The organism is Nonomuraea glycinis (genome assembly GCF_035920485.1).
Classification (GTDB): Bacteria; Actinomycetota; Actinomycetes; order Streptosporangiales; family Streptosporangiaceae; genus Nonomuraea; species Nonomuraea glycinis.
The window spans coordinates 5090936-5105662 of the sequence record NZ_CP109166.1; the positions used below are offsets into that span (position 1 = coordinate 5090936).

13 protein-coding genes and 1 pseudogene are annotated in these 14727 nt (G+C 71.0%); 8 read left to right on the forward strand and 6 right to left on the reverse strand.

Features of this window, described 5'->3' with window-relative positions:
* Positions 1 to 10 precede the first annotated feature (10 nt).
* Entirely contained in the window at positions 11 to 1180 is a 1170-nt protein-coding gene (gene ispG, locus OHA68_RS24035; RefSeq protein ID WP_327102258.1) for a flavodoxin-dependent (E)-4-hydroxy-3-methylbut-2-enyl-diphosphate synthase, read from the forward strand.
* Positions 1181 to 1291: 111 nt separating this feature from the next.
* Here ispG and OHA68_RS24040 read toward each other — a convergent pair whose 3' ends face one another.
* Entirely contained in the window at positions 1292 to 2149 is an 858-nt protein-coding gene (locus OHA68_RS24040; protein ID WP_327102259.1) for a MarR family transcriptional regulator, read from the reverse strand.
* 136 nt (positions 2150 to 2285) lie between these two features.
* Between OHA68_RS24040 and OHA68_RS24045 the strand changes: the two genes are divergently transcribed.
* From OHA68_RS24045 to OHA68_RS24055, 3 genes are all read left to right on the forward strand, one after another.
* Positions 2286 to 3161 carry a haloalkane dehalogenase gene (locus OHA68_RS24045; protein ID WP_189141488.1) on the forward strand — a complete coding sequence of 292 codons (876 nt, stop codon included), beginning with the start codon at positions 2286 to 2288 and terminating at the stop codon, positions 3159 to 3161.
* Positions 3162 to 3254: 93 nt separating this feature from the next.
* A complete protein-coding gene (locus OHA68_RS24050; protein WP_327102260.1) occupies positions 3255 to 4853 on the forward strand; it encodes an alpha/beta hydrolase in 1599 nt (532 codons plus the stop codon).
* Positions 4854 to 4889: 36 nt separating this feature from the next.
* On the forward strand, positions 4890 to 5732 hold the full coding sequence (locus tag OHA68_RS24055) for a GNAT family N-acetyltransferase (protein WP_189141716.1): 843 nt from the start codon (positions 4890 to 4892) through the stop codon (positions 5730 to 5732).
* A gap of 18 nt (positions 5733 to 5750) precedes the next feature.
* Here the strand turns inward: OHA68_RS24055 and OHA68_RS24060 are convergent.
* Positions 5751 to 6083: pseudogene (locus OHA68_RS24060) on the reverse strand (IS982 family transposase); the annotation flags it as partial.
* A gap of 35 nt (positions 6084 to 6118) precedes the next feature.
* Here OHA68_RS24060 and OHA68_RS24065 point away from each other — a divergent pair.
* Positions 6119 to 6505 carry a hypothetical protein gene (locus tag OHA68_RS24065; protein ID WP_327102262.1) on the forward strand — a complete coding sequence of 129 codons (387 nt, stop codon included), beginning with the start codon at positions 6119 to 6121 and terminating at the stop codon, positions 6503 to 6505.
* A 139-nt stretch (positions 6506 to 6644) separates the two neighbouring features.
* Here the strand turns inward: OHA68_RS24065 and OHA68_RS24070 are convergent, their stop codons facing one another.
* Genes OHA68_RS24070 through OHA68_RS24085 form a run of 4 tightly spaced genes read right to left on the reverse strand, consistent with a single transcriptional unit; the run spans position 6645 to position 9958 of the window.
* A complete protein-coding gene (locus OHA68_RS24070) occupies positions 6645 to 7022 on the reverse strand; it encodes a DUF3037 domain-containing protein (RefSeq protein WP_327102263.1) in 378 nt (125 codons plus the stop codon).
* Positions 7019 to 7828 carry a HipA family kinase gene (locus OHA68_RS24075; protein ID WP_189141490.1) on the reverse strand — a complete coding sequence of 270 codons (810 nt, stop codon included), beginning with the start codon at positions 7826 to 7828 and terminating at the stop codon, positions 7019 to 7021. The genes OHA68_RS24070 and OHA68_RS24075 overlap by 4 nt, the downstream gene beginning before the upstream one ends.
* 16 nt (positions 7829 to 7844) lie before the next feature.
* Complete coding sequence (locus OHA68_RS24080; RefSeq protein ID WP_327102264.1) at positions 7845 to 8714, reverse strand: TIGR03619 family F420-dependent LLM class oxidoreductase; 870 nt, start codon at positions 8712 to 8714, stop codon at positions 7845 to 7847.
* Positions 8711 to 9958: an LLM class flavin-dependent oxidoreductase gene (locus OHA68_RS24085; RefSeq protein ID WP_327102265.1), complete on the reverse strand. Its 1248-nt coding sequence runs from the start codon at positions 9956 to 9958 to the stop codon at positions 8711 to 8713. The genes OHA68_RS24080 and OHA68_RS24085 overlap by 4 nt, the downstream gene beginning before the upstream one ends.
* Positions 9959 to 10049: 91 nt before the next feature.
* On the opposite strand from OHA68_RS24085, the gene OHA68_RS24090 reads away from it, so the two are divergent.
* The 3 genes from OHA68_RS24090 to OHA68_RS24100 all read left to right on the forward strand — a co-directional run bounded on the left by OHA68_RS24090 (position 10050) and on the right by OHA68_RS24100 (position 14687).
* Positions 10050 to 10859: a TIGR03619 family F420-dependent LLM class oxidoreductase gene (locus OHA68_RS24090; RefSeq protein ID WP_327102266.1), complete on the forward strand. Its 810-nt coding sequence runs from the start codon at positions 10050 to 10052 to the stop codon at positions 10857 to 10859.
* Positions 10860 to 10879: 20 nt separating this feature from the next.
* Entirely contained in the window at positions 10880 to 12502 is a 1623-nt protein-coding gene (locus OHA68_RS24095; RefSeq protein ID WP_327102267.1) for a serine/threonine protein kinase, read from the forward strand.
* A 106-nt stretch (positions 12503 to 12608) separates the two neighbouring features.
* Positions 12609 to 14687: a protein kinase domain-containing protein gene (locus OHA68_RS24100; RefSeq protein WP_327102268.1), complete on the forward strand. Its 2079-nt coding sequence runs from the start codon at positions 12609 to 12611 to the stop codon at positions 14685 to 14687.
* Positions 14688 to 14727 lie beyond the last annotated feature (40 nt).

The window sequence follows — 14727 nt, forward strand, 5'->3', positions numbered from 1 at the left end:
AAGGGTTGAAATGTCTTCTGTAGCACTCGGCATCCCGACGGTCCGCACCAAGCCGCTCGCCGAACGCCGCCACTCCCGCCGGATCATGGTCGGCAACGTGCCCGTGGGAGGCGACGCGCCCGTCTCCGTGCAGTCGATGACCACCACGGTCACCGCCGACGTCAACGCCACCCTCCAGCAGATCGCCGAGCTGACCGCCTCCGGCTGCCAGATCGTGCGCGTCGCGGTGCCGTCCCAGGACGACGCCGAGGCGCTGCCGATCATCGCCAGGAAGTCGCAGATCCCGGTGATCGCCGACATCCACTTCCAGCCGAAGTACGTCTTCGCCGCCATCGAGGCGGGCTGCGCGGCCGTGCGCGTCAACCCGGGAAACATCAAGAAATTCGATGACAAGGTGGGCGAGATCGCCAGGGCGGCGGCCGACCACGGGGTGCCGATCAGGATCGGCGTCAACGCGGGCTCCCTCGACCCGAGGCTGCTGCAGAAGTACGGCAAGGCCACCCCCGAGGCGCTGGTGGAGTCCGCGCTGTGGGAGTGCTCGCTGTTCGAGGAGCACGGCTTCCGCGACATCAAGATCTCGGTCAAGCACAACGACCCGGTCATCATGATCAACGCCTACCGGCTGCTGGCTGCCCGCTGTGACTACCCGCTCCACTTGGGCGTCACCGAGGCCGGTCCCGCCTTCCAGGGCACGATCAAGTCCGCGGTGGCGTTCGGCGCCCTGCTGGCCGAGGGCATCGGCGACACCATCCGGGTCTCGCTCTCGGCGCCTCCCGTCGAGGAGGTCAAGGTCGGCGCGGGCATCCTGGAGTCGCTCGGCCTGCGCGAGCGCGGCCTGGAGATCGTCTCCTGCCCGTCGTGCGGCCGCGCCCAGGTGGACGTCTACACCCTGGCGGAGCAGGTGCAGGCCGGCCTCGAAGGACTGAAGGTGCCGCTGCGGGTCGCGGTCATGGGCTGCGTCGTCAACGGTCCCGGCGAGGCCCGCGAGGCCGACCTGGGCGTGGCCTCGGGCAACGGCAAGGGCCAGATCTTCGTCAAGGGCGAGGTCATCAAGACCGTGCCGGAGTCGCAGATCGTGGAGACCCTGATCGAAGAGGCGCTGCGCCTGGCGGAGGAGATGGGCGTCGACGTCGACCTGGACGACGACGAGGCCCCGGGCGCACAGGTCACCGTCGGCTGACTCGACGACGACGAGCCCGCCGGGCGCGCGGTCACCGTCGCGACGATGAGGCCCCCGCGCAGGTCGCCGTCGCGACGAGGGCGCCCGGGCGTGCGGGTCGCCGTCGGCTGATCAGGGCTGCTGGTTCTCCGGGGGTTTCGTGGTCAGGAGTTTGGTGAGCAGGGCGCGGAGTTCTCGTTCGGCGTCGGCGCCGAGGACGGCGAGGACGTCGGCCTGCAGGCGGGCGGCGGCGTCGCGGACGACGGTGAGGCGCTGCCGGCCGACCTCGGTGAGCTCCAGCGCGTAGCGGCGGCGGTCGCTCGGATCCTGGCCCCTGGCCACCATCCCGAACCGCACCAGCTCGTCGACGAGCTGGGCGGCGGCGGGCTCGCTGATGCCGAGACGGCGGGCGAAGCGCTGCTGCGGGCAGGGCCCCAGCTCGGCGATGGCCGACAGCGAGCCGAAGTGCCGGGTGCGCAGGCCCACGTCGGCCAGGAGCGCGTCCCCCATCCGCCGCAGCCGGTAGTGGGCCTGGGCGACGAGGTAGGCGGTGGTCTGGAGCGGCTCGGGCTCCGGCAGGAGCAGGCTCAGCAGCTCGTTGAGCCGCTGCCGTTCGTCCGGGGTGAGGACGGCGGTGACCCGGGCGTCGCGTTCGGCGACCACCTGCCGCATGGCGTCTCTGGCCGCGCGGCCCTCCTCGGTGATCGACAGCATGTAGGAGCGCCGGTTGGCGGGGTTGCGGGTACGGGTGACGTACCCGGCCTCCTGCAGCCGGTCGATCAGCCGCACCATGATGGTCCTGTTGATGCCGAGCCGTTCGGCCAGCTCGTGCTGGGAGTCGGCGTCCTGGTCGGCGAGCGTGTCGAGCACCACGAAATCCCGGGCCTGCGGATCGCCGGTCAGCGCGTCGCCGGTGAAGCGCTCGTAGGCCCCGCGCAGCAGCCCTCCCACGGACGCGCGCAGCACCTCCGTGAGCGTCTGTCCTTCCACCGGCCCCACCTCCGGCGCGCAGCCTATCCAAGACGGTGACGGTTATGCGCATAGATAGTTGGCATGTTGACGATTATACAAGTAGACGGTTATGGTCCTTGACGTAAGATCACCCATGAGGACAAGGACTCCCCGCATGCCTGAGATCGACGTGCTCGACTCGACCATCCACTACGAAGACGCGGGCAGCGGCACGCCGCTCGTCTTCCTGCACGGCAACCCCACCTCCTCCCACCTGTGGCGCAACGTGCTCCCCGGGATCGGCGAGCCCGGCCGGCTCCTCGCCCCGGACCTCATCGGCATGGGCCGCTCCGGCAAGCCCGGCATCGCCTACCGCTACGACGACCACGCTCGCTACCTCGACGCCTGGTTCGATGCCCTGGAGCTTGACGACGTCGTGCTCGTGGGCCAGGACTGGGGCGCGTCGCTCGCCTTCGACTGGGCCGCGCGCAACCCCGGCCGCGTGCGCGGCGTGGCCTTCATGGAGACGATCGTCAAGCCGATGAGCTGGGCGGAGTTCCCGGCGGCCGCCAGATCCCGGTTCGAGGCGTTCCGCACTCCGGGCGTGGGCGAACAGCTCGTGCTCGACCAGAACGTCTTCCTGGAGCAGGCGTTCGGGGTCCCGGTGCTGCGGGAGCTGAGCGAGCAGGAGCTGGAGCCCTACCTCCGGCCGTACCCGACTCCTGAGAGCCGGCGTCCGGTGCTGCAGTGGGCGCGCTCGATGCCGCTCGACGGCGAGCCCGCGGACGTCGTCGGCCGCATCGAGAAGTACGACGCCTGGCTCGCCACCAGCCCCGAGGTGCCCAAGCTCCTGCTGACCTTCGACTCGTCGCCGACCCTGATGGTGGGGCCGGAGATGGCCGCCTGGTGCGCGGCCAACATCGCCGCTCTGGAGATCGAGCACTGCGGCCCGGCGGGCCACCACGCGCCGGAGGACCAGCCGGAGGCCATCGCGGCGGCCGTCGCGGGCTGGGCCGACCGGAACGGGCTCCGCGCTCCCGCCACGGGGTGATCTCGGAACGGCAAGATTTTCTTCATACGCACCGTCATCGAGCCGCTACTTACGGCAGTATCTCTTCGCCTAAGGAATTGGGGGAGGAGCCGGGTGAAACGGGTTGTCGGGTTGATTGCCGGGACGGCTGTGCTGGTCGTCGGGGTGGTGCCGATCGCGGTGGCGGAGGTGGCGCGGGGTCCCGCCGCGCAGTCGTACCTCGCCGAGAGTGTGCGGTGGGGGCCTTGCGCGCAGGAGAAGCAGGAGAAGGAGAGCAGGCTCACCGCCGTGCCGGTGGAGTGCGCCACCGTACGGGTGCCGCTCGACCATCGCGAGCCGATGGGGCACGCGATCAAACTGGCGATCAACCGGATCAAGGGCACGGCGTCCCGGGACGGCAACCACCTCGGCACCCTGCTGGTCAATCCAGGCGGACCGGGCGCGTCCGGGCGTACGCTGGCCCGCTACGTCGCCGCCGTGCTGCCGCCGGAGCTGAAGGCCCGCTACGACGTGGTCGGGTTCGACCCGCGCGGCGTCGGGGCGAGCCAGCCGGCGCTGCGGTGCGTGGACCCGGAGGTCTACTACCGGGCGCCGCGTCCCGACGCCGTCCCGCGTAGCCCGAGCGAGGAGAACGTCCTGCTCAGCAGGGCGGCCCACTACGCGAGCCAGTGCGGGAACATGTGGTCGTGGCTGCTGCCGCACATGACCACCGAGAACGTCGCCAGGGACCTGGACGTCATCCGCGCCGCGCTCGGCGAGCAGAAGATCAGCTACCTCGGCTACTCGTACGGCACCTACATCGGGTCGGTGTACGCCACGCTCTTCCCCGATCGGGTCAAGCGCCTCGTCCTGGACAGCTCCGTCAACCCCGACGAGGTCTGGTACGAGGCCAACCTCAAGCAGGACCGGGCGTTCGAGGGCAGGCACCGCGACTTCCTCGCCTGGACGGCCGGGCACCACAAGGTCTACGGGCTCGGCAACTCGACCAGGCAGGCCAGGTTCGCCTGGTACGCGATGCGCGCCAGGCTGCACGACCGGCCGGCGGGCGGGGTGGTGGGCGCCAGCGAGCTCGATGACGTCTTCACCGTGGCCGGCTACAGCGACCGGATCTGGCCCGAGCTCGCCGCCGCCTGGTCCGCCTACGTCAGGAAGGGCGACCCGAAACCGCTGATCGCCGCCTTCAACAAGCACGGCAAGAACGACGCGGAGGACGAGAACGGCTACGCCGTCTACCTCGCCACCCAGTGCCGCGACGCCGCCTGGCCGCGTGACTGGGCGAGGTGGCGGGCCGACATGACCAGGATGCACCGCCGGGCGCCGTTCCTGACCTGGCCGAACGCCTGGTTCAACGCGCCGTGCGCGTACTGGCAGGTGGGCGGTGGCACGCCGGTGGCGGTGCGGGGCTCCCAGCAGCTCCCGCCGATCCTGATGCTCCAGTCGCGCGCCGACGCGGCGACTCCCTACCTGGGGGCGGTGAACCTGCGCAAGCACTTCCCGACCGCGCGCATGGTCGTGGAGACCGGTGGCAACCACGGGGTGGCGCTCGGCGGCAACCGGTGCGTGGACCGTCACCTGTTCGCCTACCTCACCGACGGCACGATGCCGCCGCACGGCACGCGCTGTCAGGCGCTGCCGGCGCCCCGTCCGACGACGCACATGGTGTCAGGAAGGGTGGCAGGTCACGAAAGGCTCACCGAGGTGCTTACGAGATGAGCTAATCAGTTGTCGTTCGCGTAGTCTGACCATGTGATGCTGCGTACATCGGCGTCGCGTGTCCTCGACGACAGCGACCGGGACGAGGTGCTCGATCTTCTCGACACCGACCCGGTCGCGAACGTCTTCGTCTCCTCACGGGTGCAGAGCGTCGGTCTCAATCCGGCGCGGCTCGGCGGGCAGATGTGGGGTTTCGGGCCGCGCGGTGGCCTCACCGCGCTCTGCTACGCCGGGGCGAATTTGGTGCCGGTCAACGCCGGCCCCGAGGCGGTGTCCGCGTTCGCCGAGCGCGCGCGCCGGCAGGGCCGCCGCTGCTCGTCCATCGTCGGGCCGGTCGAGGCGGTCTCGCAGCTGTGGGAGCGGCTGGAGCCGCACTGGGGCCGGGCCCGCGCGATCCGCTGGGCGCAGCCGGTCATGGCCACCTCCCGCCCGGCGCCGGTGCCCGCCGATCCGCTGGTACGGCGGGTGCGGCCGGATGAGTTCGACGTCCTGATCCCGGCCTGCGTGGCGATGTTCACCGAGGAGGTCGGCGTCTCGCCCAACCTCGGCGACGGCGGCACCCTCTACCGGACGCGGGTGGCCGAGCTCATCCGCATCGGCAGGTCGTACGCGCGGATCGAGGACGGCCGGGTGGTGTTCAAGGCGGAGATCGGCGCCGTCACGGCGCACGCCTGCCAGGTCCAGGGCGTCTGGGTGCACCCCGAACTGCGCGGGCACGGCTACGCGGTGGCGGGCATGGCGGCGGTCGTGGAGGCCGCGCTGGCCTGCTTCGCCCCCGTGGTCACGCTGTACGTCAACGACTACAACACCTCGGCGCGGGCCGTCTACCGCAAGGTGGGCTTCGCCGAGGTCGGCACCTTCATGTCCGTGCTCTTCTAGAAGACCTATTCCAAGGGGTCAGTGATCGTAGGCGATCAGTGAGCGTAGGACGGTTTGTCCGGTCGCGTCGTTGTGCCAGATCGCGGCGATCAGCGCGAGGATGCGTTGCATGACGTGGGCTATGACCCCTCCGGGTGTGCGCCCTCGGTGCCGTTCGAGGTCAAGCTGTCCCTTGAAGGTCTCGTTGATCAATTGGATGGCCTGCCGCAGCGGCATGAACAGGGCTGCACCAGGCCGTTCCCGTTCACCTTTACGGGCCGGCCGTCCGTGGCGCTCTCGCAGAAGCTCGCGTTCGGCGGCCAGGAGGTCGAGGAGGGTCTCGCGTTCGTTGGCGGCCGTTCTCGTCTCCGCGGGCACCCCTTGGACCACAGCACCAGGAGGAATCAGTGTCATACCCGCAACTCACCCCCGAGGAGAAACTCGCCGACGCGAAGAAGCAGCTGAGCCTCCCGCGTATCGTCGTGATCTGCGGCTCCACCCGCTTCATGACCGAGATGACCGAGGCCGATCTGCGGGAGACAAAAGCCGGAAAGATTGTCGTAAAACCGGGCTGTGACATGAAGTCGCCGCACGAACTTTGGTCCGATCCTGTCGAGGCCGAGGCGCTGAAGGTTCGACTCGACGATCTGCACCAAGCGAAGATCCGGCTCGCTGATGAGGTGCTCGTAGTCGGCGGCTACATAGGAGACAGCACCCGAGCCGAAATCGCCTACGCCCGGTCGCTGAGCAAGCCCGTGCGGTTCACGCACCCCGAAGTCGACCCTGACGCCTGACCGCCCGCTGTCACCTTGACAACCAGGGTCGGCAGCCCGCCGCCTGACCGTCTCGCGGTGGCTTCGGCCGCCCCCCACACCCCCTGCAGGCATCCCTTAGAATTGATCATCTGGTTACGGGCGGACGAGACTCTTTCAGTCACAGGCGGACGAGCTTGCTGAACAGGTGGGTCAGCTCTGCCTCGGGGTCGGTGGTGAGCCCGACGTGGACCGGGCCGGCCTGGACGATCGTGCTGCGTGGCGCGGTCAGCCAGCGGAATCTGCCGCCCAGCGACTCCCCGGCCAGCGGCCCCGACTCCTCGCCGCAGGCCAGCTCGTAGGTGCCGAGCGCCTGTCGTACACAGTCGATGTCGGCGGTGGGGTCGAGGGCGTGCAGCCGGTGCGGGTCGAGCTCCACGCGGGCGCAGAGGTAGGCGCGCGGCTGGCAGTAGAGCAGCACGCCCGCGTTGATCAGCTCGCCGCGCTCCACCCTGGGCACCACGCGGATGGCCGCGTACTCGTAGACGTCCCTGCTCATGCGCGCTCTCCCCGCCAGAACGCGCCGACCGACCCCGGGCCGGGGCGCTGGGTCTTCGGCTCCGTGCGGGTCAGCCACGTGCGCGGCCCGCGCGCCCGCGCCAGGAGATGCTCGACGTACGCCGCCCGTACGGACTGCGCGGAGTCGAAGCCGGGCTCGTCGGCGAGCCACTCGTCCGGCACCAGGGCCGTCACGGTCTCCAGCAGCTCGGGGGTGATCCGCGCGAGCAGCTCGTCCCCGGCGGCCGTCAGGTCGGCGGCGAACGGCGCCAGCACGTGGTCGCTCGCGTCGAACGTGCGCTGCGGGTCGGCGGTCCGCCAGTTGTGGTGGAACCAGAGCGCGGCCCCGTGGTCGATCAGCCAGATGTCGCGATGCCAGAGCAGCAGGTTGGGGTTGCGCCAGCTCCGGTCGATGTTGTGGATCAGGCCGTCGAACCAGATGAGCCGGGCCGCGAACGCCGGATCGGGCGGCCAGGCGAGCGGTTCGAAGCCGAGCGCGCCGGGCAGGAAGTCGACGGCCAGGTTGTGGCCGGTGCTGGCCTTGAGCAGGTCCTGCACCTCTTCGTCCGGCTCGCGGATGCCGAGCTGGGGGTCGAGGTCGATGACCTTGAGCTCGGGGGTCATGAAGCCGAGGCGCCGGGCCAGCTCGCCGCAGATGATCTCCGCGACGAGGACGCGCCGCCCCTGACCGGCCTCCCGGAACTTCACCACGTAGGTGCCGAGATCGTCGGCCTCGACCACTCCGGGCAGCGATCCGCCCTCGCGTAGCGGCGTCACGTAACGCGTGGCCGCGATCTCTTCCAGCACGCCACGAGGCTACCGCCTACATCTTGGCGATGACCTCCTCGGCGAAGCGCTCCATGGTGGCGATCTTGAGGGCGAGGCTGCCCTTGCCGTGCTCGGCCTTCTCCTCGGGGGTGGCCAGCCACCAGGGGGCCGCCAGGGTGCCGGTGACGCCCTTGGCGGCGAAGTGGCGGTAGGTGTCGGCGTCGGGCATGACGGCCAGCGGTGCGATGATCTCGAACGGGCCGGTTCTGCCGTGCTCGTCCAGGTGTCCTCTGAGCGCGGTCAGGACGCCGTCGAGCTGCTCCTCGGTGTAGATCCGGTTGCCGATCCAGCCGTCACCCGCCCGTGCCGCCCTCTTCAGCGCCGCCTCGCTGTCCCCGCCGACCAGCACGGGGACGCGTTCGCGCGGGGTGGGGGAGATGGTCAGGGCGGGAAGGCCGTCGAGCGTGACCGCCTGGCCGGCCCACAGCTCGCGCAGCACCGGGAGCATCGCGTCCAGCCTGCGCCCCCGCGTGTGGAAGTCCTGTCCGGTGGCGGCGAACTCCTCCTCGCACCAGCCGACCCCCACGCCGAACGACACCCGGTCGTTCGACAGCACCGCCGCCGTGGACACCTGCTTGGCCACGGTGATCAGGTCGCGGGCCGGGGCGATGTAGACGTTCGGCGCGAAGCGCAACGTGCTCGTCACCGCCGACATCGCGCCGATCGTCACCCACACGTCGGGCCAGTGCGTCTCGGCGTTCCAGCGCGGCTTGCCGGAGGTGGAGTAGGGGTACTTCGAGCCGAATTCGGCGTAGAAGAGGTGGTCGGAGAGGGTGAGCGTGTCGAAGCCACAGCGCTCGGCGGCGCGGGCGAGCTCGGCGAACTGGTCGGTCGGCACGAAGGAGGCGCCCAGCCAGAATTTCATTGGAACTCCGGGATGACCTTGGTCGCGAACAGTTCGAGGTTGCGCTTGACCGTGTCGAGCGGGAGCACGCCCTGCTGGCCCTGCATGTAGAGGCCGAACCACTCCAGGTCGGGCATCCGGTCGAGCATCCGCTGGATGCCGCGTTTGACGTCGTCCGGCGTGCCGAACAGCGCCATCTCCACCTCCCGCATCCGCTTGGCATCGCCCTTCTCCGGCGAGATGGGCCGGTGCTTCTCGTCCTCCTTCTTGCGCAGCACCTCCAGATAGCCGAACGGGCCGAAGAAGGCGGCGAAGTCCTTGGGAATGTTGCGACCGTAGGTGGTGATCGCCTCCTCGGTGGTCTCCGCGATGCCGACGATCTTGAGGATGCCGGTGTGCTCGCCCAGCTTGTAGTCGCGGCCCTGCTTGGCCGACTCCTCCTGGTAGAGCTTGGCCTTGGCGGCGTGGTCGTCCGGGTCGGGGGTGAACAGCCACGGCAGGATGTTCTCCTGCGCGGCCCTGATGACCGACCGGTCGGAGATCGTGAAGGGCTGCCACAGCTCGGGGTGCGGGTTCTGGTACGGCCTCGGGCAGACGGAGACCGCCTGCACCTTGCCGTCGTCGGAGATCTCGCCGGGGGCGCCGAAGGTCTTGGTCCATTCGACGGCCGGCCAGCCTTCGATGCCGTCGTAGGGGTAGGGCACCTCGTAGTCCAGCACGTCGGACTTGTAGCGGAGGGTCTCCTGGGTCCACGCCATCTTCATGATCTTCAGGACCTCGCCGAACACGTCGAAGTTACGCGTGTCGGACGCCGAGCCGTCGGATCTGGCCGCCGCCGTGTGCCAGCGCTGGCCCAGGACGTTCATCCAGCGGTTCTGGTAGCCGCGGGCCACGCCGAGCCGTAACCGCCCCTTGCAGAACTGGTCGAGCAGGGCCACGTCCTCTGCCGCCCTGATCGGGTCCCAGGCGGGCAGCACCATGCCGAGTGGCGCGAGCAGGATCCGCTCGGTCCTGGCGGCCAGATCGGTGAGGAACATCAACGGGTTGACCGAGAACTCCATGCCTTCGGAGTGAAAATGGTGCTCGGTCATCATGAGGGCGTCGAACCCGATCTGGTCCGCGTGCACGGCGATCTCCCGCACTTCGTGCAGCAACTTCTGATACGACTCCGTGTCCCGCCCGATGGGCCGCCTGGCCTTGGCGTTCTCCTCGGCCGCGTAGCCGGAGCCGGGGATCTGCGGATTCAGGAAGATGGAAAACTTCACCTGGGAGACCTCTTTCCGCGGGGCGTATCTCTGTCGGCAAGCTACTCTAGAAATCTTTGCCGAGCAATCGCTTGGTTGAATGGGAGGTCTCATGCGGCTGGGTCTCACGATGTTCGCCACCGATCGGTCCATGCCCGTCCACGAGCTGGCCAGGGCGGCGGAGGAGCGCGGGTTCTCCTCCCTCTTCCTGCCCGAGCACACCCACATCCCCGTCTCCCGCCGCACGCCCCCGGCCAACGGGGACGCCGAGCTGGCCGAGGAGTACAAACGCACCCTCGATCCGCTGGTCGCCCTGTCCTTCGCCGCGGCCGTGACCGAGCGGCTCCGGCTCGGCACCGGCATCCTGCTCGCTGCCCAGCGGGAGCCGATCGTCACCGCCAAGGCCCTCGCCACCCTGGACCGCCTGTCCGGCGGCCGAGTCGTGGTCGGCGTCGGCTTCGGCTGGAACGTGGAGGAGATCGCCAACCACGGCGTGCCGTACCGCTCACGCCGGGAGGTGGCGCGGCGGAACGTGCTGGCGATGCAAGCGCTGTGGCGGGACGACGTGGCCGCCTTCGACGGCTTTGAGCCGTCCTGGTCGTGGCCCAAGCCGATCTCCGGCCCGCCCGTGTACGTCGGCGGCGCGGCGGGGCCGAAGCTGTTCGCGCACGTCGCCGAGTACGCCGAGGGCTGGATGCCGATCGGCGGCAAAGGGATCAGGACGGCGCTGCCCGCGCTGCGCGAGGCCTGCGAGAAGGCCGGGCGGCCGATGGCCCGGGTCGTCCCGTTCGGCACGCTGCCGACCCGGGAGAAGCTCGACTACCTCGCCGAGCTGGGCATCGAGGAGGCCGTGCTCGCCCTGGCCAGCGCCCCGACGGACGCGGCGCTCCGGCAGCTCGATGCTTATGCCCGCTTCGTGTGATAGCGGCATAATGGTGGCTTATGTCCGACCTCCGTGCCGCTGACCCGCGCCGCCTTGGCACGTACCGGCTCTCGGCACGGCTCGGCCAGGGCGGCCAGGGCGTCGTCTACCTGGGCCACACCGGCAACGGGGCCAAGGTCGCGATCAAGCTCCTGCACGCCGGCCTGTCCGACGATCAGGCGGTGCGCCGCAGGTTCCGGGCCGAGGTCGAGGCCGTACGCAGGGTCGCGCCGTTCTGCACCGCCCAACTGCTCGACGCCGACCTCGAAGGCGACCGGCCGTACCTGGTCAGCGAGTACGTGGACGGGATCTCGCTGACGGAGCACGTCATCGCCCAGGGTCCGCGCATCGGCGGCTCCCTGCACCGCCTGGCCATCGGCACCGCCACCGCGCTCGGCGCCATCCACCGCGCGGCGGTCGTGCACCGCGACTTCAAACCGGGCAACGTGCTGCTCAGCCTGGACGGCCCGCGCGTGATCGACTTCGGCATCTCCCGGCCGATGGACAGCACCGCCACCACCGGCCGGTTCCCCATCGGCACCCCCGCGTACCTGGCGCCCGAGCGGATCAAGGGCGAGCCCGCCGGACCACCCGCCGACCTGTACGCCTGGGCACTGACCGTCGCCTACACCGCCAACGGCCGGCACGCCTACACCGCCGAGACCCACCAGGAGGTCCTCGCCAGGATCCTGTACGGCAAGCCGGACCTGGGCACGTTGACCGGGCGGCTGCGTGAGCTCGTCGACGCCTGCCTGGCGGTCGAGCCGGGTGACCGGCCGGACGCCGAAGAGGTGCTCCGCCGACTGCTGAGCCACGACCTGACCGGCCGAGACGTCCTCTCCACCGGCGCCCTGGCCGCCCTCGACACCACCCCCGAGCCCGCCGCCTCCGGGCCGGTTGCCCTCGGCTCCGCCCCTGAGCCCGCCGCCCTCCGCGCCGCCGCCCCTGAGCCCGTCGCTCTCCGCGCTGCCGCCCCTCAGCCTGTGTTCGACGCGGCACCTCGGCCCGCGGTCGACGCGGCCGACTCCGGTGCCCCTGACACCGTCGACTGGCGGGTGCCCGGTTCTGGGGGTACGCGTACCACGGGAGCGCGGAGTGCGCTGGCGGCGCTTGTGGATCCGGACGCGCATGCGTCGTCGGAGCAGGCCGCGCCGCGGGCTGCTGTCACCGTCACGCGGCCGCAGCCCACGGTGCTGCCCGAGTCCGGACCGCGGTTGCCGGTGGCGAGGACGGCAAGGGGGCGGCCGGGTTCCTGGCGGCTCGCCGCGACGGCTGTGACGGTCGCCGTGCTGGTGATCGCCGCGGTGGCGCTCTGGACGCTGAGCGGCGGGCCGGGGGCGAACGGCGTCTGGACCGGCTCGGCCGAGCATCCGAGCGCCGATCGCGTGTTCCCGGTGGAGATCCGGCTGGACGGCGGGCCCACGTCCAGCATGCGATGGGGTGCCGACCTGCGATGCTCCGGGATGCTCAGCCCAGCCGGGGAAGCGCTGGTGTACGAACTCGGCGAGGTCGAGGGTGCGGAATGCTACCCGGGCACGCTGCGCATGCTGCCGACCGCCGAGGCGAACCAGATGGCCATATCGGTCATTCGCCGAGGTGAGCAGGAGGTCACCTACTCGGGCAAGGTCTCGCGCGTCTCCTGACCGCGAGTGTCACGGTCAGGCGGCGATGGCCCGGCCGCCGTTGACTCTCCGGCACCGGTTGCCTTCAGTGGAGGAGTAATGGGGTGGCGGCGAGGGGAGGCGCCCCGTGCCAGTGGCGCAGCCGCTCCGGACGGGGGACCCGCGGCGAATCGGCGGATATGAGCTGGGCGGGCGCCTGGGCGAGGGCGGACAGGGAGTGGTGTACCTCGGCACTCGGGACGAGGACACGTACGCGGTCAAGCTGCTGCATGGGCCGGTGGGGGACGAGCAGGACGCGTTCCTGCGCGAGGTGGAGCTGGCCAAGCATGTGGCCCGGTTCTGCACGGCTCAGGTGATGGACGCCGGGTTCGACGAGGACCGGGCGTACATCGTGAGTGAGTATGTCGACGGGCCGTCGCTGGCCCGTGAGGTCATGGTCGCCGGCCCGCGCCGTGGCGGCGCCCTCGAACGGCTGGCGGTCGGCACCGCCACCGCGATCACCGCGATCCACCGGGCCGGCATCGTGCACCGCGACCTCAAGCCGCAGAACGTGCTGCTCGGCCCCGACGGCCCCCGCGTGATCGACTTCGGCCTGGCCAAGGCGCTCGACGCGGCGGCGACGGTGAGCGGCAGGGGGGTCGGCACGCCCGCCTACATGGCGCCCGAGCAGATCACCGCGTCGGCCGTCACCGGGGCGGTGGACGTGTTCTCGTGGGGGGCCACGATCTGCTTCGCGGCCAACGGGAGCGCCCCCTTCGGGCAGGATTCGGTGGCGCCGGTGCTGCACCGCATCCTCACGGCGGAGCCCGAGCTCGGGCGGCTGGACGGGCAGCTCAGGGAGCTGGTCGTGGCGTGTCTGGACAAGGACGCGCGTAACCGGCCCACCAGCAGGGACCTGCTGCTCGCGCTGCTGGGGGAGTCGGGCGGGGCGCCGGCCGAGGTGCTGCGCTCCCCGCCGCCGCACATCCTGCGCGTCCCGCCGAGCGTGGCCGTACCCCCGCCCATGGCTGAGCCTCCGCCCGGGTCCGTACCCTCGCCCAGGATCGAGCCCCCGGCCGTACCTCCGCCCGGGGCCGAGCCCCCGGCCGTACCTCCGCCCGGGGCCGAGCCCCCGGCCGTACCTCCGCCCGGGGCCGAGCCCCCGGCCGTACCCCTGCCCAGGACCGAGCCCCCGCCCCTGGCCGAGCCCGAGGCGACCGGGGCGCCCGCCGGCTACCGGTTATCCGACGACCGGTCGCGGGTGGGCGGGGAGGTTCTCGGTTCGCGGGAGGCCTCCAGGCGGCGGGTTGGGCAGGCGATGGGGCGGGCGGGGGCGGCTGTCTTCGGGGCTCTGCTGGTGAGCGCGGCCGTACTGGTCACTCTGCTGGCGCCGGCCCTGAGGCAGGACGATCTGCCCGCGCAGGGAGGCGCGCAGCCGTCCGTCGCCGATGGCCGGCCGGTGGAGACCGTGTCGCCGGTGGACGGGTCCACCCCCATACGGACCAAGCAGAGCAGCCGGCCGCGCAAAGCTCCCGCGGACGACCCGCCGCCCACCCTCCTCCCGGTGAACGTCGCCGTGCCTCCGCTGGAGGGCCTGAGCCGGGCCGCCGCGCTCAAGGCGATCCGGCGGGCCGGCCTGGCCGCCGGCGCGGTGACCGAAGCCGACTCCGCGGAGAAGATCGGCCAGGTGCTGGGCAGCAGCCCCGGGACCGGTATCTCCGTGCCGAAAGGCACCATGGTCGCCCTGCGCGTGTCAGCGGGTCTGCCGGTCCCGGCCCTGGTCGGCCTGCAGCGTAAAGCGGCCGAAGCGGCCCTGACCAGCGCCGGGCTGGCGGTCGGCCCGATCAGCAGGACCTGCGCCACCGACCCGGACGGCCGGGTCCTGTCCAGTGCCCCCAAGTCGGGCAAACGGGTCTCGGGCGGCACCCAGGTGGCGCTCCACGTCGCCCGACACGGCGTGGCCGTGCCGTCGGTGGTCGGTCAGTCCCGGGCCGGCGCCCGCGGCGCCCTCCGTGCGGCCGGCTTCGCCGTGACCGTGCGCCGCCAGGTCGTGGAGGACCAGGCGCAGGTCGACCTGGCCATCGCCCAGTCCGTACCGCCGGGCGGCTGCGCCGGACCGGGCACCCCCGTCGTGATCACCGTGGGCACCCCCGCCGATTCGACGCAGGACCCGGACGATCCCTCCACGACCCCCACGTTCACCCCCGAGCCACCGGAAACCCCCTGAGCGCCGAAACCGGAACACCCGGTCCGGTTGACGTAAGGTG